This window comes from Mesorhizobium sp. CNPSo 4688 (assembly GCF_057784295.1).
In genome coordinates this window covers 26,558-45,003 of sequence record NZ_JBWLUY010000013.1, presented here as the reverse complement: position 1 = coordinate 45,003, position 18,446 = coordinate 26,558, and the positions used below count along the sequence as shown (strand labels likewise).

General features: G+C 62.5%; 20 protein-coding genes. 10 read left to right on the top strand and 10 right to left on the bottom strand.

Features of this window, described 5'->3' with window-relative positions; genetic code table 11:
• The first annotated feature begins 82 nt into the window (after window positions 1-82).
• From AC04SH_RS24045 to AC04SH_RS24030, 4 genes are all read left to right on the top strand, one after another.
• Entirely contained in the window at window positions 83-1,168 is a 1,086-nt protein-coding gene (locus AC04SH_RS24045) for an ABC transporter ATP-binding protein (RefSeq protein ID WP_488576938.1), read from the top strand.
• Window positions 1,169-1,206: 38 nt separating this feature from the next.
• Window positions 1,207-2,532: an ABC transporter substrate-binding protein gene (locus tag AC04SH_RS24040; protein WP_477234443.1), complete on the top strand. Its 1,326-nt coding sequence runs from the start codon at window positions 1,207-1,209 to the stop codon at window positions 2,530-2,532.
• A gap of 193 nt (window positions 2,533-2,725) precedes the next feature.
• Window positions 2,726-3,577, top strand: coding sequence for a carbohydrate ABC transporter permease (locus AC04SH_RS24035; protein WP_488577059.1), 852 nt, complete (start codon window positions 2,726-2,728; stop codon window positions 3,575-3,577).
• 5 nt (window positions 3,578-3,582) lie between these two features.
• Window positions 3,583-4,485 carry a carbohydrate ABC transporter permease gene (locus tag AC04SH_RS24030; RefSeq protein WP_488576937.1) on the top strand — a complete coding sequence of 301 codons (903 nt, stop codon included), beginning with the start codon at window positions 3,583-3,585 and terminating at the stop codon, window positions 4,483-4,485.
• Window positions 4,486-4,519: 34 nt separating this feature from the next.
• Here the strand turns inward: AC04SH_RS24030 and AC04SH_RS24025 are convergent, their stop codons facing one another.
• A complete protein-coding gene (locus AC04SH_RS24025; RefSeq protein ID WP_488576936.1) occupies window positions 4,520-5,224 on the bottom strand; it encodes an SDR family oxidoreductase in 705 nt (234 codons plus the stop codon).
• 130 nt (window positions 5,225-5,354) lie between these two features.
• On the opposite strand from AC04SH_RS24025, the gene gcvA reads away from it, so the two are divergent.
• Window positions 5,355-6,260, top strand: a complete 906-nt coding sequence (gene gcvA / locus AC04SH_RS24020; protein WP_488576935.1) for a transcriptional regulator GcvA — start codon at window positions 5,355-5,357, stop codon at window positions 6,258-6,260.
• Window positions 6,261-6,286: 26 nt separating this feature from the next.
• On the opposite strand, the gene AC04SH_RS24015 is transcribed toward gcvA, so the two are convergent.
• The 3 genes from AC04SH_RS24015 to AC04SH_RS24005 all read right to left on the bottom strand — a co-directional run bounded on the left by AC04SH_RS24015 (window position 6,287) and on the right by AC04SH_RS24005 (window position 8,960).
• On the bottom strand, window positions 6,287-7,390 hold the full coding sequence (locus tag AC04SH_RS24015) for a flavin-containing monooxygenase (protein WP_488576934.1): 1,104 nt from the start codon (window positions 7,388-7,390) through the stop codon (window positions 6,287-6,289).
• Window positions 7,391-7,449: 59 nt separating this feature from the next.
• Window positions 7,450-8,112: a GntR family transcriptional regulator gene (locus AC04SH_RS24010; protein ID WP_488576933.1), complete on the bottom strand. Its 663-nt coding sequence runs from the start codon at window positions 8,110-8,112 to the stop codon at window positions 7,450-7,452.
• Window positions 8,113-8,543: 431 nt separating this feature from the next.
• Window positions 8,544-8,960, bottom strand: a complete 417-nt coding sequence (locus AC04SH_RS24005; RefSeq protein WP_488576932.1) for a winged helix-turn-helix transcriptional regulator — start codon at window positions 8,958-8,960, stop codon at window positions 8,544-8,546.
• A gap of 120 nt (window positions 8,961-9,080) precedes the next feature.
• Here AC04SH_RS24005 and AC04SH_RS24000 point away from each other — a divergent pair, with 120 nt between their 5' ends.
• Window positions 9,081-9,665, top strand: coding sequence for a dihydrofolate reductase family protein (locus AC04SH_RS24000; RefSeq protein WP_488576931.1), 585 nt, complete (start codon window positions 9,081-9,083; stop codon window positions 9,663-9,665).
• Between the two features lie 94 nt (window positions 9,666-9,759).
• Here the strand turns inward: AC04SH_RS24000 and AC04SH_RS23995 are convergent, their stop codons facing one another.
• Complete coding sequence (locus AC04SH_RS23995) at window positions 9,760-10,188, bottom strand: VOC family protein (protein WP_488577058.1); 429 nt, start codon at window positions 10,186-10,188, stop codon at window positions 9,760-9,762.
• Between the two features lie 267 nt (window positions 10,189-10,455).
• On the opposite strand from AC04SH_RS23995, the gene AC04SH_RS23990 reads away from it, so the two are divergent.
• Together AC04SH_RS23990 and AC04SH_RS23985 are read left to right on the top strand one after the other, a co-directional pair.
• Window positions 10,456-11,667 carry an MFS transporter gene (locus AC04SH_RS23990; protein ID WP_488576930.1) on the top strand — a complete coding sequence of 404 codons (1,212 nt, stop codon included), beginning with the start codon at window positions 10,456-10,458 and terminating at the stop codon, window positions 11,665-11,667.
• A gap of 139 nt (window positions 11,668-11,806) precedes the next feature.
• Entirely contained in the window at window positions 11,807-12,436 is a 630-nt protein-coding gene (locus AC04SH_RS23985; protein WP_488576929.1) for an ankyrin repeat domain-containing protein, read from the top strand.
• A gap of 49 nt (window positions 12,437-12,485) precedes the next feature.
• Here AC04SH_RS23985 and AC04SH_RS23980 read toward each other — a convergent pair whose 3' ends face one another.
• Together AC04SH_RS23980 and AC04SH_RS23975 are read right to left on the bottom strand one after the other, a co-directional pair.
• Entirely contained in the window at window positions 12,486-12,788 is a 303-nt protein-coding gene (locus AC04SH_RS23980) for a DUF1330 domain-containing protein (protein ID WP_488576928.1), read from the bottom strand.
• Between the two features lie 165 nt (window positions 12,789-12,953).
• Window positions 12,954-13,523 (bottom strand): GNAT family N-acetyltransferase, encoded by a 570-nt coding sequence (locus AC04SH_RS23975; protein WP_488576927.1) that lies wholly within the window; start codon window positions 13,521-13,523, stop codon window positions 12,954-12,956.
• Window positions 13,524-13,764: 241 nt separating this feature from the next.
• On the opposite strand from AC04SH_RS23975, the gene AC04SH_RS23970 reads away from it, so the two are divergent.
• Window positions 13,765-13,953, top strand: a complete 189-nt coding sequence (locus AC04SH_RS23970) for a hypothetical protein (RefSeq protein WP_477234466.1) — start codon at window positions 13,765-13,767, stop codon at window positions 13,951-13,953.
• A gap of 198 nt (window positions 13,954-14,151) precedes the next feature.
• Window positions 14,152-16,374 (top strand): sensor domain-containing diguanylate cyclase, encoded by a 2,223-nt coding sequence (locus tag AC04SH_RS23965; RefSeq protein WP_488576926.1) that lies wholly within the window; start codon window positions 14,152-14,154, stop codon window positions 16,372-16,374.
• Between the two features lie 175 nt (window positions 16,375-16,549).
• Here AC04SH_RS23965 and AC04SH_RS23960 read toward each other — a convergent pair whose 3' ends face one another.
• From AC04SH_RS23960 to AC04SH_RS23950, 3 genes are all read right to left on the bottom strand, one after another.
• On the bottom strand, window positions 16,550-17,218 hold the full coding sequence (locus AC04SH_RS23960; protein ID WP_488576925.1) for an ATP-dependent DNA ligase: 669 nt from the start codon (window positions 17,216-17,218) through the stop codon (window positions 16,550-16,552).
• Between the two features lie 309 nt (window positions 17,219-17,527).
• On the bottom strand, window positions 17,528-17,866 hold the full coding sequence (locus AC04SH_RS23955) for a slr1659 superfamily regulator (protein ID WP_488576924.1): 339 nt from the start codon (window positions 17,864-17,866) through the stop codon (window positions 17,528-17,530).
• 18 nt (window positions 17,867-17,884) lie between these two features.
• Window positions 17,885-18,445 (bottom strand): slr1658 superfamily regulator, encoded by a 561-nt coding sequence (locus tag AC04SH_RS23950; RefSeq protein WP_488576923.1) that lies wholly within the window; start codon window positions 18,443-18,445, stop codon window positions 17,885-17,887.
• Between the last annotated feature and the right edge of the window lies 1 nt (window position 18,446).

Here is an 18,446-nt window from a genome sequence, read left to right as displayed (position 1 = left end):
TTGGGGAATGGGAGACGGTCGCGAGGCGGGAGAGGAGCGGTTTCCTTCGGGGCGTCGCAAGAAGCTGTTCGGGAGGAAATCGATGGCGTCTGTCGCGATCGGCGACGTTTACAAATCGTTCGGGACCGTAGAGGTTCTGCATGGCGTCAGTGTGAACATTAATGACGGCGAGTTCGTCACACTGGTGGGGCCGTCGGGTTGCGGGAAATCGACCCTTCTCAGGATGATCGCCGGCCTGGAAAAGATTTCGCGCGGCCAGATCGCCATTGGCGAGCGTGTCGTCAACAACGTTGCGCCAAAAGAGCGCGACGTCGCCATGGTCTTCCAGAACTATGCGCTCTACCCGCATATGACCGTGGCCGAGAACATGGCGTTCTCGCTAATGCTCAAGGGTGTTTCGGAAGCAGAAAGCGATGCCGGCGTTCAGCGCGCGGCCGAAATTCTGGGGCTGCTGCCATTGCTGACGCGCTATCCACGTCAGCTTTCTGGCGGCCAGCGCCAGCGCGTCGCCATGGGCCGGGCGATCGTACGCGATCCGCAGGTTTTCCTGTTCGACGAACCACTGTCCAATCTCGACGCCAAGCTCAGGGTGCAGATGCGCGCCGAGATCAAGGAATTGCACCAGCGTCTCAAGACCACGACGGTCTATGTCACTCACGACCAGATCGAGGCCATGACCATGGCCGACAAGATCGTCGTCATGCACGACGGCATCGTCGAGCAGATCGGGCCGCCGCTGGAACTCTACGACAGGCCCAACAATCTCTTCGTAGCCAGCTTCATCGGCTCGCCGGCCATGAACCTGATCAAGGGTGAAATCGCAACCGACGGCTCCCCGTCCTTTCGCGGCGCCGGGGGAATTTCCCTGCCGTTGACCGCCGCGCCGGCCGTCGCCAATGGTCATCCGGTGGTGCTGGGAATACGACCCGAGCATCTGCGCCTGTCATCCGATCAGGGCATTCCGGTCACCGTCGTGGTGGTCGAGCCGACGGGGTCGGAAGTGCAACTCATCGGCCGGACCGCCGGCGGTGACGAGATCGTCGCGAATTTCCGGGAACGCCATGACTTCACGCCGGGCGAGACCATACGGCTCGCCGCCGCGCCCGGCTTGATTCATCTGTTCGACGGCAAAACCGGAACACGTTTTGAAACACGTACTGGATGGTAAGGACCGCGCTGCAAGGAAATAAACCGGAGGAGACGACAATGAAATTCACGAGACGCGATGTAATCCGTACGACCGCAGGTGTTGCGGCGGGAGCCTTGGGAAGCCGCTTCGTCGGCTCGCCCGCTTTTGCCCAGGAGGGGCTGAAATACAAGCCTGAGGACGGCGCGAAGCTGCGGCTGCTTCGCTGGTCGCCTTTCGTCTCGGGCGATGAGACTCAATGGCTAGCCAACACCAAGCGGTTCACCGAGGCGACAGGTGTCGAGGTTCGCGTCGACAAGGAAAGCTGGGAGGACATTCGCCCCAAGGCGGCGGTTGCCGCCAATGTCGGCTCCGGCCCGGACCTCATGCTCGTCTGGTTCGACGACCCGCACCAGTATCCCGACAAGCTGCACGACGTGACGGAATTGGGTGAGTATCTGGGTTCGAAATACGGCGGCTGGCACGACGGGCCCAAGCAATATGCGACACGGGACGGCAAATTTATCGGCCTGCCTCTGGCCACGATCGGCAATGCCATCGTCTATCGCGAAAGCTGGGTGAAGGAGGCTGGCTTCTCGGAGTTTCCGAAGGACACGGCAGGCTTCCTCGAGCTTTGCAAGGCGTTGCAGGCAAAGGGACATCCGGCCGGCTTCACACACGGTCACGGCGTCGGCGACGGCAACAACTACGCTCACTGGCTGTTGTGGAGTCATGGCGGCCAGATGGTCGACGAGAGCGGCAAGGTGGTCATCAACAGCCCCGAGACGCTAAAGGCGATCGAGTACGCGCAAGCGCTCTACAAGACCTTCATTCCCGGGACTGAGAGCTGGCTCGACGTGAACAACAACCGTGCCTTCCTGGCCGGCGAACTGGGTGTCATCGCCAACGGCATTTCGGCCTACTACACGGCCAAGACCAACAAGGACAACGATCCGAAACTGGCAGAAATCGCCAAGGACATCCGCACGACCAACCTGCCTATCGGTCCTGTGGGAAAATCCGTCGAACTGTTCCAGGTGACAACGGCCGTCATCTTCAACTACACGCCCTACCCCAATGCGGCCAAGGCCTACCTGCAGTTCATGTTCGAGGATCCGCAAATGACGGACTGGATCACCTCCTCGGCCGGCTATTGCTGCCAGACGCTCAAGGCCTTCGACAGCAACCCTGTGTGGACCGCCGACCCGAACAATGCCGCTTACGCGAAAGCCTCGGCGACGCTGCGTCCCAACGGCTTTGCCGGGCCGCTCGGCTACGCCTCGGCGGCGACCATGGCCGACTATGTCCTGGTTGACATGTTTGCCAAGGCCGTAACCGGCCAGGCGACGCCGCAGGAGGCGATGGAAGAGGCGGAGAAGCGCGCCAACCGCTACTACCGCGTCTGAGAGCACAACCGAGCCGGGCAGCCGCCATCGGCCTGCCCGGCCCGGTTCCTGAAATCGCTTGGCGGCCGCCCGGACCGACCAAGGAGACCTCCTGAGGAAGCCGTCCATGGCAGTGCCGTCCGTTGCCGCCCAGCCGCGTCCGTCGATCTTTTCGCGCCTGTCCGAAAGCCGCAATGCCCTTGGCTTCGGCTTCATGCTGCCGGCCGCGGCGCTGCTCCTGGTTTTCTTGACCTATCCGCTCGGGCTCGGCGTCTGGCTCGGCTTCACCGACGCCCGCATCGGCCGCCCTGGCATCTTCATCGGCACCGAGAACTACCAATATCTGTGGAATGACAACGTCTTCTGGCTCTCCGTCTTCAACACCTTGCTCTACACGATCAGCGCTTCGATCCTGAAGTTCGTGCTCGGCCTCTGGCTGGCTCTTATCCTCAACCAAAACCTGCCATTCAAATCGTTCTTCCGCGCGATAGTCCTGCTGCCATGGGTGGTGCCGACCGTCCTGTCGGCCATCGCCTTCTGGTGGATCTACGATTCGCAGTTCTCCATCCTGTCCTGGGCGCTGCAGCAGATGGGGCTGATCGACCATCGCATCAATTTCCTCGGCGATCCGACAAACGCGCGAGCCTCGGTCATCGCTGCCAATGTCTGGCGCGGCATTCCTTTCGTCGCCATCACACTGCTTGCCGGCCTGCAGACGATCCCGCAGTCGCTTTACGAGGCCGCCACGCTCGACGGCGCCACGCGCTGGCAATTGTTTCGCTATGTGACTTTGCCGCTGCTGACGCCGATCATCGCCATCACCATGACGTTCTCGGTGCTGTTCACCTTCACCGATTTCCAGCTGATCTATGTGCTGACCCGTGGCGGGCCAGTGAATGCCACGCATCTAATGGCGACATTGTCCTTCCAGCGCGGCATTTCCGGCGGCCAGCTTGGCGAGGGCGCGGCAATCGCGGTTGCCATGATCCCGTTCCTGCTGGCGGCGATCCTGTTCAGCTATTTCGGCCTGCAACGCCGCAAATGGCAGCAGGGTGGAAGAGACTGATGGTCATGACCAAGACAGCCACGACCAAGACGACGAAACGTTCGAACATCGACGAAGGCGGCATGGGCTACCTGCAAAGCGTGCCGCGGCGCGTGGTGACGGTCTATCTGCCGTTGCTGGTGTTCATGATCGTGCTGCTGTTTCCGTTTTACTGGATGACGATCACGGCGGTTAAGCCCAATCTCGAAATGACCGACTATGCCCAGTTCAATCCGTTCTGGGTGGTCCATCCGACACTCGAGCACATCCGCTATCTCTTGTTCGAGACATCCTATCCGGGCTGGCTGCTCAACACGATCATCATCTCGACCGCCGCTACGTTCCTGTCGCTGCTGGCGTCGATCTTCGCTGCCTATGCGATCGAGCGGCTGCGATTTTCCGGGGCGCGGCAGGTCGGCCTCGCCATCTTCCTCGCCTATCTAGTACCGCCCTCGATCCTGTTCATTCCGCTGTCGGTGATGGTGTTCAACCTTGGACTTTACGACACGCCCTTCGCACTCATCCTTACCTACCCGACCTTCCTGGTCCCCTTCTGCACATGGCTTTTGATGGGCTACTTCCGCTCCATCCCGTTCGAGCTGGAAGAATGCGCGCTGATAGACGGGGCGAGCCGGTGGCAGATTCTCACCAAGATCGTGCTGCCGCTGTCGGTGCCCGGCCTGATCTCAGCCGGCATATTCGCGTTCACCCTGTCATGGAACGAATTCATCTATGCCTTGACGTTCATCCAGTCGTCCGAAAACAAGACGGTACCGGTGGGCGTGCTGACGGAGCTTGTGCGCTCCGACGTCTACGAATGGGGGGCGCTGATGGCGGGCGCGCTGATCGGCTCGCTGCCGGTCGTCGTGCTCTATTCATTCTTCGTCGAGCACTATGTTTCCTCGATGACCGGCGCGGTGAAGGAATAACGCGCCGGGGTCCATTGGCAGGTAAGCCGATGCGTCAGATGGCACGGATGATGCCGCCGTCGACGCGGATGTTCTGGCCGGTGATATAACCGGCGCCCTCGGAAGCGAGGAAGGCGATGGTCGCGGCAATTTCCTCCGAGGTGCCGTAGCGCTGCATCGGTACGCTGTCGCGGCGCTCCTCGGTGGCCGGCAGGCTGTCGATCCAGCCGGGCAGCACGTTGTTCATGCGCACATTGTCGGCGGCGTAGGTGTTGGCGAAGATCTTGGTGTAGGCGGCAAGGCCGGCGCGGAACACGGCGGACGTCGGGAACATCGGACTCGGCTCAACCACCCAGGCTGTCGAGATGTTGATGATGGCGCCGGCCTTCTGCTTGACCATCTGCGGCGCCACGATGCGCACCGGCCGGATGACGTTGAGCAAATAGACGTCCATACCGGTGTGCCACTGCTCGTCTGATATTTCGAGGATCGGCGCGCGCGGCCCGTGGCCACCGCTGTTGACCAGCACGTCGATGCGGCCGTAGCGCTCGAGCGTCAGGTCGGCGAGCCGCTGCAGATCGTCATTCGACTGGTTGGAGCCGGTCACGCCGAGGCCGCCAAGTTCCTTGGCCAGCGCCTCGCCCTTGCCTGAGGACGACAGGATCGCAACCTTGAAACCGTCGGCTGCCAGGCGCTTGGCCGCTGCCGCACCCATGCCGCTGCCACCGGCCACGACGACTGCCACTTTTTCTACACTCATGTTGATTTTCCTTCGCGCGGGTTGGCCGGCTCTGAAAGCCATGTTTCAGGGGTTCGAGCAATGCTATAACCGGTTTTGTCCCCTGGTTCGAACCAGAAAGCCTGAAATCAAGCTGTAGAAAAACTACTGCATGCCCGAAGCCTTCCTCAGCCTGCCGCCGTTGAATGCGCTGCGCGCCTTCGAAGCCGCCGCACGTCATCTCAACTTCCGCATCGCCGCCGAAGAGCTGAACGTGACGCAAGGGGCGGTGGCGCAGCACATACGCGGGCTGGAAGCCGATCTCGGTGCAAAACTGTTCGAGCGGCTGCCGCGCGGCCTGGCGCTGACCGACGAAGGCCGCGCCTATGTGCCCAACATCCGCCGCGCCTTCGACCTGATCTCGGAGGCCACCTTGCTGTTGCGGCCCGAACCCGCGCGGCTGACGATCAGCGTGACGCCGAGCTTTGCCACCAAATGGCTGATCCCGAAACTGCCCGAGTTCGTGGCGCACAATCCGCTGGTCGATCTGCGCATTCTGGCCAGCGAAAGCCTGTCGAGTTTCCAGGCCGACGGCGTCGACATTGCGGTCAGGCAAGGCCGCCCGCCCTTCGGCGCCGGACTGATTGTGGACCTGTTGTTCCCACAGCAGATCGTCGCCATCTGCAGCCCTTCCCTGCTGCCGACCGGCGCGAATGAGATCGCGCGGACCGATATTCAGCATCACGTGCTGCTGCACGACGCGCACAATCTGTGGCCGGAGTTCATGGAGAATGCGCTCGGCCTGAAGATGGCCACTGAGGCCAAACGCATGCGCTTCAACCAGACCGGCCTGGCGATCGACGCCGCCATCGCCGGCCAGGGCATCGCGCTGGCCAGCCGGTTTCTCGTCGCAGCCGACATTGCCGCCGGCCGGCTGGTGCAGCCGATCCACGCGGAGATGCGCGGCACGCAGGATTTCTATGTCGTAATCCCGCGCAAGCAGCGCCACCCCGAGCCGACGCAAGCCGTGCGGCAATGGCTGCTGGATGAGGGAGATGTTTTGCCGCCTCCGCTGTGAGCGCCGCACATCGAGCGCCTCAGCGTTCAGCCTCTGCGCGCAATGTCAGTCGCCACCGCCTTCGCCTCGCGTCCAATTTCCCTGAGCAGGCCGGTGACCGGATTGTAGAAGCCGACAAGGTAGAGGCCGAGCTCGGAGGAGCGGTCGTTGACGCCGCTGCGCTCCGGTTGCAGCTCCGCCGGAACAAATTTCTCGTAGCCCGGCCGGTAGCCGGTGGCGAGGATGACGGCGTCGAACGCTTCCTGCCTGCCGTTGGCGAACGCAGCGCCGTGCTCGGTGAAGCGCGCAATGTCGGGCGCGATCCTGATGGCGCCTTTGGTGATCGCGTCCACCGTGCCGACATCGATCACCGGGATGCGGCCAACCTCGTCGATCTGCTGCAGGATGCCTTGCTTGGGCCGAACGATGCCGTACTTTTCGAGCTTGCCCAGGGCGAAATCGAGAATGATCGGGAACATCCAGTCGTTCAGCGCCTGCGGCATTGGCCGGCTGGCGATGCCGACCATCTGAATCGGCACGCCGAACAGCTGGCGCGGCACGATATGGACGCCCTTGCGCACCGAAATGGTGGGCTTGGCGCCACCTTCGGCAAGGTCCAATGCGATCTCGGCGCCGGTGTTGCCCATGCCGACGATCAGCACCGAACGGCCGGCAAATGGCGCGGCCCGCGTATAGTCGGCGCTGTGCAGAACTTCGCCCTTGAAGGCCTCGATGGCTGCGAGCCTCGGAACGATCGGCTCGGCATTGTTGCCGCTGGCGACGACGACGTGGCGCGCTGTCAGGCTCTCCGATCCCGTCTCGACCAGAAAGCCGCTGTCGTCGCGGCGAATGGCTTTCACCGTCACCCCGAAGCGCGGGCGCAAATCGAATTTTTGCGCGTAGTCGTCGAGGTAACGGACCACCAGTTCGCGCGGCACGTAGCGCGGATAGTGCTTCGGGAACGACAAGAACGGCAGCGAGGAGAACGACTTGACCGTATGCAGATGCAGCCGCCGATAGTGACGCCTCCAGGCGGGCGCCACCTCCGCGGCTTTTTCGAGGATAACGAAATCCACCCCTGCCCGCTTCAGGCAGGCGCCGACCGCTAGACCGGCGGGGCCGGCACCGACAATCACGACAGTCGTGTCCAAGCGATTCTCCTCCCGCCGGGGCTGGCTGAGGCTATGCGCAGAGGCGCAGGCGGGACAAGTCACCCTTTGCGCAGCATCCCGGCCTTGGCCAGCGTCTTCATGCCATCGGAGAGGTGTTTCTTCAACACGCGCACGGCTTCCGCCGCGTCGCGCTTGCGGCAGGCGGCGAGCAGTTCGCGGTGTTCGGCCTGCGAGACGCCGCGATAGTCGAGGCTGGACAGGAGCATGCGGACATAACGGTCGGCGGCATTGTGGTGCGCTTCGATCAGGCTGAGCAGCCGGGCGTTGCCGCAGGCGCTGTAGAGCGCCAGATGGAAGGTCCGGTTCAGCGCGCCCCAACGGGCGACATCTGGCTCGGCGTCGATGCGGGCGAGCACCTGCGCGGCTTCGTCGAGCTTTTCACCGGCGAGCTTTGGGACAGACAGGTTGAGCGCCTCGCTTTCAAGTAGGTCGCGCAGCGCAAAGATCTCCCTGATCTCGGTGGCGTCCATACGGGCGACATGCGCGCCCTTGGTCGGGTGGATCTGGACGATCCCTTCGGCCTCGAGTTGGCGCAACGCGTCGCGGATCGGCATGCGGCTGAAGCCGAAGCGCAGCGCAAGATCGTCCTGGCGCAGCGCCGTGCCGTCCGCCAAGCTGCCGTCGGCGATCGCCTCGCGCAGCACATTGGCGACCTGTTCGGCCACCGTCTGCGGCCGCTGCACTTCGGCAAATCCACCCATACAATCCCCTCCTTCCAGCTGCTTCAGCGGCTCGTGCTACCAACGTCCTGGGCGCGGTCCTTCATCCGCCTGCCGGCGCGAGACGTCCGAAAGCCAGGCCATCGGCATTTCACCCGTACGCGCACACTCCCAGATTATGATGGAGAGAAGGCCAAAGCTCCTGCCCCGGCGCTCCTCCCCGGTTCTTCGTGGGAGGTAAACGGCAACGCCGACCACAACGACCACCTTACACAACAAACATCAGCTTGCGCGAATATATGGGGAGGAAATCGTGCCGCAAACCGCTTCCGCCACTGGCAGGCAGGGCTGAGGCCACAGCAATTTGCGGGATGGGAAGGATAAGCTAGTGACGCATGATGATAGCGTCACCCGGGCGACGTCGTGTCGATGTAGCCCGGCCATCGCCGCGAAGAGGACGCCAGCGTTGCGCCCTAGCCGAGATGCTCGGCGCGCAGCTTCTTCTTCATCTGCTCAAGGGCAACCTCCCCGCCTGCGGCCAGTTCGTCGGCGATCCTGGCCAGTTCGTTATCGGCGTTGCGGTATTTGCTGCCCCAGGCGCCGAGCGTCGCCAGCACGGGCAGCAGGTCGATGCCCGCCTCGGTCAGCCGGTAGATCGCCTTGAGCTTGTGGGTCGGGTCGTCGCTTTTGGTGACAATGCCCTCATCCTGCAAGGTCTGTAGCCTCTCGGCCAGCGTGCGCGACGAGATACCCTCGTCGGATAGCAGGAACTCCCGGAAGTGCGTCTTCCCGGCGAAAACCAGATCGCGGACGATTAGCAGCGTCCAGCGGTCGCCGAGCAGTTCGAGCGAGAGGCTGATGGGGCAACCGGATCTTTCCCTGGTCGACATTTCTATGGTTCCATTTTTAAATCACTTTACTATTGACACCATTTTCTCCTTGCGTCAATGATTTCAAAAGTAAACCACTTTCCACCTGGACGCCACTTAGATCGAATGAGGAGAACGACGATGAGAAAGCTGATCCTGCAAATGCAGATGTCGGTCGACGGTTTTGTCGGTGCGGCCGGCGACGAGCACTGGCAGCTCTGGGAATGGGGCGGCAATTCACCGTGGGACGACGAATTGAAGCACGATTTCAACGCCGTGTTCGCCGGCATCGACACCATCCTGCTCAGCCGCAAGATGGCCGAAGAGGGTTACCTCACCCACTGGGGCAATGCGGCGAAAAACTATCCGCGCGATCCCTTCTACGCCTTTGCGCAACGCATCGTCGAGGCACGCAAGGTGGTGCTGAGCGACAAGCTCGCGGCATCCCGGTGGGAGCGCACGACGCTTGCCAGCGGCGACCTGCCGCGTGAAGTCAAGGCGCTGAAAGCCGAGGGCGGCGGCGACATGGCGGTATTCGGCGGCGCCGGCTTTGCCTCGGCGCTGATTGCGGCGGGGCTGGTCGATGAGTTCCAGCTGTTCATCAATCCGGCGGCGCTCGGCGACGGCGAGCGGATATTTGATCAGGGCGGCTTCAGAAAACTGCGCCTCGTCGGCTCGAGAGCCTATGCCTGTGGTATGGTGGTGAACCGTTACGCCCTGGCTTGATCTGGTTCAACGTTTGAATCGGTGAACCGCTGCAACTCCTTGTTTTCAAGAGAATTCCGGGCGGGGAACCGCTGGGAGCTTTCCCGGAACTGCTCTAGAAATTGATCTCGACCGAAGCAGCGCTGCGCTTCGCCTGCCCATGAAACACCGCCTCGATGTTGTTGCCGTCGGGGTCGAGCAGGAAGGCTGCGTAGTAGCCGGGATGGTAGGGCCGCTCGCCCGGCGCGCCATTGTCGGTGCCGCCGGCAGCCAAGCCCGCCTTGTAGAAGGCATCGACCATGGCGTTGTCCCTGGCCTGGAAGGCCAAATGATGGCGCCCGGTCAGCTGCCCCCTTGCCGCCCGGCTGTCGAGGCTGGAGATGAACAATTCGTCGGCCCAGAAATAGTCCTCGGCCTCGCCGCCGATCGGAACACCGAGCACCTTGAACACCGCTTCGTAGAAGCGCCGGCTCGCCTTCAGATCCCTGACCACCAGCTGGATATGGTCGATGAGGCGGCCGCGATGCAGCTCCATGAGCGATATCTCCTGTTGAAGATCGCAAACTATAGTCGAGAAGCGCCTCGTCAATTCGGCATGGCATTTTTGTTGCATCGCGACCTGATCCTTTCAGACGGCTTTGCCGCCGCAGCCCCCGCGCCGCCTGCTTTCACGACATCCGGATGGACTTCCGCGCAAACCGGATAAAAAATGCAACCGGATTGTCGGATTCGAAATCCCACCAACGTCCTTCGGACGCAAGCGGCGCAACGGAGCTGGCGCGCCGCATCGAACCGATTTCGGGAGAAGACCATGAACAATTCCTATCGTTGGGTCATCGTCGCGGCGGGCGCGTTGATGACCTGTGTGGCGCTCGGCGCGATGTTTTCGCTGGCGATCTTTCTCGAGCCGATGGCGCTCGACACCAACTGGTCGCGCACCGGTATTTCGAGCGCCATGACGCTGAACTTTCTGGTGATGGGCGTCGGCGGCTTTGCCTGGGGCGCCATCTATGACCGCGTCGGCGCCCGCCCCGTCGTCTTTGCCGGCGCGGTGCTGCTTGGCCTGTCGCTGGTGGTGGCGAGCCGGGCGACGTCACTGCTGGTCTTCCAGCTGAGCTACGGCGTCATCGTCGGGCTGGCGGCCAGCGCCTTCTTCGCGCCGATGATCGCGTTGACCACCGCCTGGTTCGACACCCACCGCAGCCTTGCCGTGTCGCTGGTGTCGGCCGGCATGGGCGTGGCGCCGATGACCATCTCGCCCTTCGCGCGCTGGTTGATCACGGCCTATGACTGGCGCACCGCGATGTTCGACATCGGCATCATGGCCTGGGTGCTTTTGCTGCCGGCCGTTTTCCTGGTGCGACAGCCGTCGGTGGCGGTCGCGGCAGCGGATGGCAGTGCGCCGGCACCTGCCGCGGACGATCCCGGCTTCAGCGTCGGCCAGGCGCTGCGCTCGCCGCAATTCCTGGTGCTGGGCATGACCTTCTTCGCCTGCTGCGCGGCGCATTCGGGACCGATCTTCCACATGGTGAGCTATGCCATGTCGTGCGGCGTAGCACCCATGGCCGCCGTGTCGATCTACAGCGTCGAGGGCCTTGCCGGCCTTGGCGGGCGCGTGCTCTACGGCGTGCTCGGTGACAGGCTGGGCGCCAAGCCGGTGCTGATCGTGGGCCTCGCCATCCAGGCGGTGGTGATCGCCGCCTACCTCGCCGTCGGCAATCTCGAACAGTTCTATCTCCTGGCCATCATTTTCGGCGCCACCTATGGCGGCGTCATGCCGCTCTATGCCGTGCTGGCGCGCGACTATTTCGGGCCGCGCATCATCGGTACGGTGCTTGGCGCCGCCACCCTGCTGTCCAGCCTCGGCATGTCGTTCGGGCCGCTCGCCGGCGGCATGATCTTCGACGCCTATGCCAGCTATTCCTGGCTTTTCATCGGCTCGGCGCTAGTTGGCCTGGGTGCCGCCGGCATCGCCATCGCCTTCCCGCCGCAGCCCGGCCGGGAGCGGCTGCAGCCGGCTTGAAGTCCCCGGTTTCTGCCCTGACCGCGCGGGAATCTGTTTGCCCCATGCATGCGATTATGAAAGGCTTCTGGCCGAAGATACCGCACGCCGGCCAGGCCGGCGTGCTTCCTTGCCAAGTCTGTTCACGGAGGCAGTTGCAGTGGGCCTGGAAGCCGAGGACGCGAGAGGCTGGTCGACCCTGTTGGGAGCCGCGGAGAAAGGCGACATCGAGACCCTCCGCGCCGAGCTGGCGGCGGGAGCTGACATCAACCAGACGGATGAAGGCGGCTGGTCGGCGTTGCATCTGGCGGCCCACAACGCCCGCGGCCCGGTGCTCGAAGCGCTGATTTCGCATCCGCAGATCGACGTGAATTCCAGGAACAAATGGAAGAGCACGCCGCTCAGCCTCGCCGCGGCCAAGGGACACCACGCCGCCATAACGGCGCTGATCAAGCATCCCGACATCGATATCGACGTGCGCGCCGACTATTATGGCCGGACGGCGCTGATCGAGGCGGCAAGGACCGGGCATCTGGATATCGTCAAGCTGCTCGTCGAACACGGCGCCGATGTCAATGCGGCCGACAAGACCGGCCGCAACAGCGCGCTCATCGAGGCGATCAAGGGGCGGCACTATGACGTGGTGCAATATCTGCTGGAAACGAGGAAGGTGAACTTCCTCAACAAGGACATGCGGCTCAATGCCTTGATCTGGGCCGGCAGCACCCGCAATGCCGAGCTCATCGAGACGCTGGAAGCAGCGATCCACGCCTTCTTCGAAGGCAAGTAAGCTCGTCAGATCGCTCCGCCACATTTCTCCCAGCGCGACAGATCACGGCCTAGGTCGGCGACAACGCGATCCCTTCGACAGCCAGGATGCGTGTCCTGGCGCTGCGAAAGCGGATCTCCTTCAGACGCTCGTATTCCGGCGAGTCATACCAGGCCGAAAGCGATGCCATGTCGGGAAATTCGATGATGACGAGGCGGTGCGGGTGCCAGTCGCCCTCGAACACCTTGGTCACGCCGCCGCGCGCGAGATAGCGGCCGCCGTAGCGCTCCTCGGTGGCCGGAACCTCACGCCTGTATTGATCGAATACGGCCGCGTCGGTGATATCGACATCGGCGATAAGATAGGCCGCCATCCCGTGTGTCCTCCCTGTTTGCCAATCGTCCCTTCTCAAATTGCCTTGCACATCATCAGCAACGGCATCGGCGCCCGCCGAAGTCGTCGAAATCCGCTGATGCGGCAATCAAATTAGTATCAAATCATATTAAGCACATCCGAGGATACGGCTTGGTGAACCAAGCTATCCGGCGCCGCCGGCCTCCACCGTCCTTGCGACCACCCAGCGGTGCTTGCCGATCTTGCGCGCGCGCTGAAAACCTTGGCGTTCAAACATCGCCAGCGTGCCATTGTGCAGGAAGGCTCCAGCGACCGAGCGCCCCTCCGCGTCTTCGGGATAGCTTTCCACAGTGCCGCCGCCGAGGCGGGCGATCTCGGCGAGCGCGCCGGCAAGTGCTGCTGTTGCGACGCCCTTGCCGCGATAGGCCTTGTCGGAGAAGAAGCAGGTGATGCGCCAGTCCGGTAGGCTCGTCAGCCCTTCCTCATAGGCGCGCCGATGCTTTATGCGCGGCAGCTCCTGCGTCGGCCCGAACTGGCACCAGCCCACACACGCCACGCCGTCGAAAACGAGCGCCGCATGTGCATGGCCCTCGCGGACCCGGGCCTCCTTCTCGGCGCGGTTCCCGGCAGCGCCGCCGCCTTTGGCGTGGAAGGCCATGCACCAGCAGCCGCCCCAGACGCCATTGTGCCGCTCGACCAGCGTGGCGAATTGCGACCATGTGGTCTCGTCGAGGGGTTTTGCGCTGAAGCTCATCGTGACCTCGTGAGCGACGAAGAATAACCGATCTGGAAAAACTTTGAAGCAAGGCGTCGGAAGCTGCGATCTCTTCCTGCCGGAACAACGGCTGCAGCCGACATAGGTTGTATAGGTTTCTCCCCATCCAGCACATCCGGCGAGGTCACGACAATTCGATTCAAATGCGGCTGTGGATGTTTGCTTTCGGGTAAAGCGAGTCGCACATGTTCGGCGCACGGCGGGCAATAAGGAGAAGCTAATGAAAAGCGACTTTGCCGCCGCCCGGCTGCATCTGGAGCGGGCCGGCCACTATCTGCGCGGCGACGATGAAACGAGCAGCGAGGTCCTTGCGGCGCTCGACCTGTTGATCGAGGCGATCGTTGCGGCCCAGTACACACGGCCGGTGGCGGAGGTGGTGGATTTTCCACGGTCGGCAAGGCTGCGGTAGTCCCACGAAGAGGCCGCTTCGGGTAGGAGCGGCCTCGGCATGCCATCGGCTGACAAGCCGGCAATCGCCCGTCTTTGATCGCGTTCGACGGGGGGCTCGCCGTTAGCACGTTGATAAGCATTTGGTAATAAACACAGACAATGAAATACAGGCTCGATCCCGCGCATAGGACGCCGGTATCCGCGGCGGATTCGTGTCATGCGCATTAGAAGCCAGATCATCCTCAGCATGGTGAGCGCCGCGGCCTTGATCGGGCTGGTCGGCGGCGTCGCCATCTTCACGCAGATCGCGGCGACCAAATATCTGGGACTGACCGAAGCGACAAATGTCGCGCGTGAACTGGCCGATACCATTGTCTTCAAGCCGTCCGACGGGACGCCTTCGCTGTTCGAGCGGCCTGACGCACTCAAGCAATTCATGGAGCACCAGCATCGCCGCATGCGTCGGGACTTCCTGATCCTCGATCGCAACAAGATTGTCGTCGCCCATGCCGCCGACGAAGAGCACAAGATCGGCGAAAAGTTCGAACACGATCCCGGTAATGAAATTGGCCAGACGCTGGAAGACGGCGTCCCGCGCAAATTCGTCGACCCGGAGGAAGTCAACGCCATACTCGCGGTGCCGATCGAATATCCCGAGGATACGATCATCGGCGCCGTGCTGCTGGAATATGATCCCGTCCTGCATGCCGCCGAACAGCGCACCAACAGCATGCTCTGGCTGGTTGGTCTCAGCGCGGCGGCGGCCGTGCTGGTCGCGGTGGGGTTTGCATGGATGCTGCTCAGCCGTTTCGGCTCCGGCCTCAAGGATATGATGGGCGGCATGGAAGCGCTGGCGAAGGGCAATGCCATGACCCGCATCAGCCATGCCCGCAAGGATGAGTTCGGACAGCTGGCCGACGGGTTCAACATCATGGCGGACCAGCTTGCATCGGCGCGGGCGCATGTCGAGGATATCGTCGAGACGGCGGCTGAAGGCATCGCGGTGCTGGACAGCGACGGCCGCATCGCCAGCGCCAATCCGGCGGCCGCAACGATGATCGGGCGCCGCGCCGACAAGATCGTCGGGCAGCAATGGGATTCGGTGCTGACGGTGCGCGACCCGAGAGGTGGCGCCTTCGCAGCCGGCACTTCACCGATCGAAATGGCCTTGGCCACCGGCCGCCAGCACCAGCGCGAGGTGCGCCTGACCAAATCCGATGGATCTGATCTGCCGGTTATCGCCAGCTGCAGCCCACTCACCCGATCCGACGGCGGTCTGGTCCTCACCCTCAACGACATCAGCGAGCTGCGCCGCGCCGAAGGGGTGGTCAACGAGCGTGCCGATCAGCTGGCGGTGCTTAACCGCGAGCTGCACGAGAAGTCGGAAACCACCACCCGCCTGGTCAAGCTTGGCGAGCTGCTGCAGGCCTGCGTGACCTTCCCCGAAGCTTTTTCAGTGGTCGGCACGGCCATGACCGAGTTCCTCGGCGGCTTGAGCGGAACCGTGCATTTGACCAGCGCCTCGCGCAATCTGGTCGAGGAGATGGCGCATTGGGGCGACGTCCGGTCGAGCGCCACGCAATTTGCGCCGGAAGACTGCTGGGCGCTGCGGCGCGGCCAGGAGCATGTCGCCGGCCCGGGCATGCTGACGCCGCGCTGCGCCCATATCACCGAGAATGGCAAGAAGGGCTACGTCTGCATGCCGCTGGCGGCGCAAGGCGAGACGCTCGGCATCCTGCATCTGTGCGAACCGAACGCAGCCGAGAAGCCGCAATGGCTGGCTGAAAGGCAGCAGATCCTGCGCGGCGTCGTCGACACGCTGGCATTGGCGCTGGCCAATCTGCGCCTGCGTGAGACGTTGCGGCAGCAATCGATCCGCGATCCGAACACCGGCCTGTTCAACCGGCGCTATCTCGAGGAAACGAGCAGCCGTGAGTTGCGCAGGATGGAGCGCTCGGCCCAGCCGCTGACGATCCTCATGCTCGACGTCGATCATTTCAAGCAGTTCAACGACACGTTCGGTCACGAAGCCGGCGACCTCGTGCTGAAACAAGTCGCCGCCACATTGATCGAGCACGCGCGCGAAAGCGACGTGGTGTCGCGCTACGGCGGGGAGGAATTCGCCATCGTCATGCCGGGATGCTCACTCGAGGAAGGCGCCGAGCGGGCGGAAGCACTGCGCCAGGCAATCAGGCAGCTTCACCTGACGCATCGCGGCCGCACGCTGGGCACCGTGACGGTCTCGTTCGGTGTCGCCGCCTACCCCGAGCATGGGTCGGGTTGGGCAGAAATCACCAATGCCGCCGACCACGCGCTCTACGCTGCCAAAGGCGAAGGACGCGACCGCGTCGTCGTCGCCAAGAGCGGAGCTCCCAGCGAGCGGCCCGCGATCCAGCTGGTATCGGCCGCCGCGAAAGCGAGTGTGGACAACAAGGGCTAGAACGTTTCACCGTTTCACGGAAACGGCGAACCGCTCTATCTCTTTGTTCTTACGCAATTCCCCAAGGGAAAGCGCTACGCGCTTTTCCCGGGAAAACCGCTTACACCTTTCCTGGAATTGCTCTAGCTGGCGGTCCGAGCTGCGATCAGCGCTGCCGATTTACCGTCTCTCGCCGTCAAGCGTGGCCATCAGGGCCATTGGAGCCGTGCCAGGCTGGCGAATGACGCTCGGCAATTCGGAAATCGCCTTCCTCGAAATATCTGGCCTTCAGCCATGTGGTCGACGGTCCGCTCCGGTAGCGGCTGTCGGCGCGCTTCGAGATGATGCCCTCAAGCCCCATCTTGTCGATGGCGCGAAGGATCGCCAGCGCATCGCCGTCGAAATGCTCGCTGTACCGGATCTTGCCGGCACCAGGCTCAACCAGTTGCCACAGCGCGTGCTTCCGCTGCAGCAGGGGCAAGGGGGCAAGATTGCGACCATCGAGATGGAGGATGTCGAACGCCACGAACACCAGCCGGCTCGGCTCATTCCAGATCGCGGCTTCCAGCGCAGGGTAATCGGGAGCGCCTTGCCCACCGGCTACAATGACCTCGCCGTCGAGAATGGCAGCCCTGCATGGCAGCTCGACTGCCAGCGCGATGGGCCAGTATTTTGCCGTCCAGTCATGGCCGTTCTTACTGAAAAGACGCACGCCGCCTTGATCGATGATGAGCTGCGTCCTGTAGCCGTCGAACTTGACCTCGTGAACCCATCCCTCATCTTCGGGCGGTTGCTTGACCAGAGTCGGGATTTGCGGCGGAATGAACTCCAGCCGGCCGCCGCTGACCTTGCTACGCTTACTCAAGACGAACACCTTTGACCGCGTAGCGGGGGGCGTTGTCGGCACAGGCAGCGACACCCCAGCTATCTGGACGCCTGCCGCCTGTGCCGAGCCCCCGCCGGACTATCGCGAACATCTACGGACGAGGCCGGAATGTCGTTAGCTTCGCATCCAGATACTTATCCTGGCGTACATATCTCGCTCTCGGTGCGGCGCTCTCGCACCGACTGGCCGATGCTGCCCAGGATTGCCGCTGGCTCATGCGGTCCCTTGGCCAATTTCGGGCGACCCAGTTAGGGCCTGTTGGTCTTCATGCCTGAAGACCAACAGACCTTAGTCCATCAACAGCACCAGGGCGGGATGCAGCTTCTTCAGGTTCGGCAATGATTTCGATTGCCAGGGTATATCGGGCGTTCCACGCACGACGAGTCGAACATCGGGATGCTTGCGTACCTCGATGGTAAATTTCGCCAGCAGGTTGATGCCGGAAGAGTTGAGAAAGTGAAGGTCCTTCAGATTGAGTGTAATGGAAGCGGGGTTTGAGGCAAGAACACCGGTCGCCAAAGCCGTGATGGGCGCACCGGCCTCTGCACTGGCAAGCCGCATTGCGCCGTCGAAGAAGATATCGCTTCCTTCGTTCCACACGCGGTAGTCGTCTGTCTTGATTTCCATGACCTGGCTTCGTTTCTTCTAGTTGTGCGTTTGCGAGATCGGAATGGAGGCATAGGTTTCCAGGCAAATCCGATCGCTTTCGTCGGCGGAGCTGAATATCCAGGCCAGGCGTGCGCCATAGTCGCTCATCAACGTCAGCAATCCGAGTCCGGAGCGTGACACGTCGGGGCTCGCGGCATTCGCTTCAATTCGCTGTATCAGCAGGTCTCTGGGGTCGCCAACCGTGATGTCCGCCAGGAGGTCTCTGAACTCGGAGGCGTTTTTACCATCGACGTCATTCGACACCTTGAGCCTGAAGCACTCCGAATCCATCGACGCCTCGATCACGATCTCGCCCGGTGCGCGAAACTTGACGGCATTCTCGATTAACTCGTTGACCAGATATCCGATGCTGTGCCGCACTTCGATGTAGTCATTGCGGGACGACCGGAAGCGCAACGCGAAAAGATCGGCGATGAAGTCCGAGGTGGTGGCACAATGACGCCAACTCAAGTCGAGAGGTCCGTCGAACAGCCGAACGCGACTGACGCTCTCCTTCATCCCGATTGCAATGTCAGGGGTCCCGAACAGCGTTGTCATT

What these genes read in the sequence shown, in the direction of transcription:
- AC04SH_RS24045 (WP_488576938.1), top strand. Translation starts at nt 83, where the DNA reads ATGGCGTCTGTCGCGATCGGCGACGTTTACAAATCGTTCGGGACCGTA.
- AC04SH_RS24040 (WP_477234443.1), top strand. Translation starts at nt 1,207, where the DNA reads ATGAAATTCACGAGACGCGATGTAATCCGTACGACCGCAGGTGTTGCG.
- AC04SH_RS24035 (WP_488577059.1), top strand. Translation starts at nt 2,726, where the DNA reads ATGCTGCCGGCCGCGGCGCTGCTCCTGGTTTTCTTGACCTATCCGCTC.
- AC04SH_RS24030 (WP_488576937.1), top strand. Translation starts at nt 3,583, where the DNA reads ATGACCAAGACAGCCACGACCAAGACGACGAAACGTTCGAACATCGAC.
- AC04SH_RS24025 (WP_488576936.1), bottom strand. Translation starts at nt 5,224, where the DNA reads ATGAGTGTAGAAAAAGTGGCAGTCGTCGTGGCCGGTGGCAGCGGCATG.
- gcvA (WP_488576935.1), top strand. Translation starts at nt 5,355, where the DNA reads ATGCCCGAAGCCTTCCTCAGCCTGCCGCCGTTGAATGCGCTGCGCGCC.
- AC04SH_RS24010 (WP_488576933.1), bottom strand. Translation starts at nt 8,112, where the DNA reads ATGGGTGGATTTGCCGAAGTGCAGCGGCCGCAGACGGTGGCCGAACAG.
- AC04SH_RS24005 (WP_488576932.1), bottom strand. Translation starts at nt 8,960, where the DNA reads ATGTCGACCAGGGAAAGATCCGGTTGCCCCATCAGCCTCTCGCTCGAA.
- AC04SH_RS24000 (WP_488576931.1), top strand. Translation starts at nt 9,081, where the DNA reads ATGAGAAAGCTGATCCTGCAAATGCAGATGTCGGTCGACGGTTTTGTC.
- AC04SH_RS23990 (WP_488576930.1), top strand. Translation starts at nt 10,456, where the DNA reads ATGAACAATTCCTATCGTTGGGTCATCGTCGCGGCGGGCGCGTTGATG.
- AC04SH_RS23980 (WP_488576928.1), bottom strand. Translation starts at nt 12,788, where the DNA reads ATGGCGGCCTATCTTATCGCCGATGTCGATATCACCGACGCGGCCGTA.
- AC04SH_RS23975 (WP_488576927.1), bottom strand. Translation starts at nt 13,523, where the DNA reads ATGAGCTTCAGCGCAAAACCCCTCGACGAGACCACATGGTCGCAATTC.
- AC04SH_RS23970 (WP_477234466.1), top strand. Translation starts at nt 13,765, where the DNA reads ATGAAAAGCGACTTTGCCGCCGCCCGGCTGCATCTGGAGCGGGCCGGC.
- AC04SH_RS23965 (WP_488576926.1), top strand. Translation starts at nt 14,152, where the DNA reads ATGCGCATTAGAAGCCAGATCATCCTCAGCATGGTGAGCGCCGCGGCC.
- AC04SH_RS23955 (WP_488576924.1), bottom strand. Translation starts at nt 17,866, where the DNA reads ATGGAAATCAAGACAGACGACTACCGCGTGTGGAACGAAGGAAGCGAT.
- AC04SH_RS23950 (WP_488576923.1), bottom strand. Translation starts at nt 18,445, where the DNA reads ATGACAACGCTGTTCGGGACCCCTGACATTGCAATCGGGATGAAGGAG.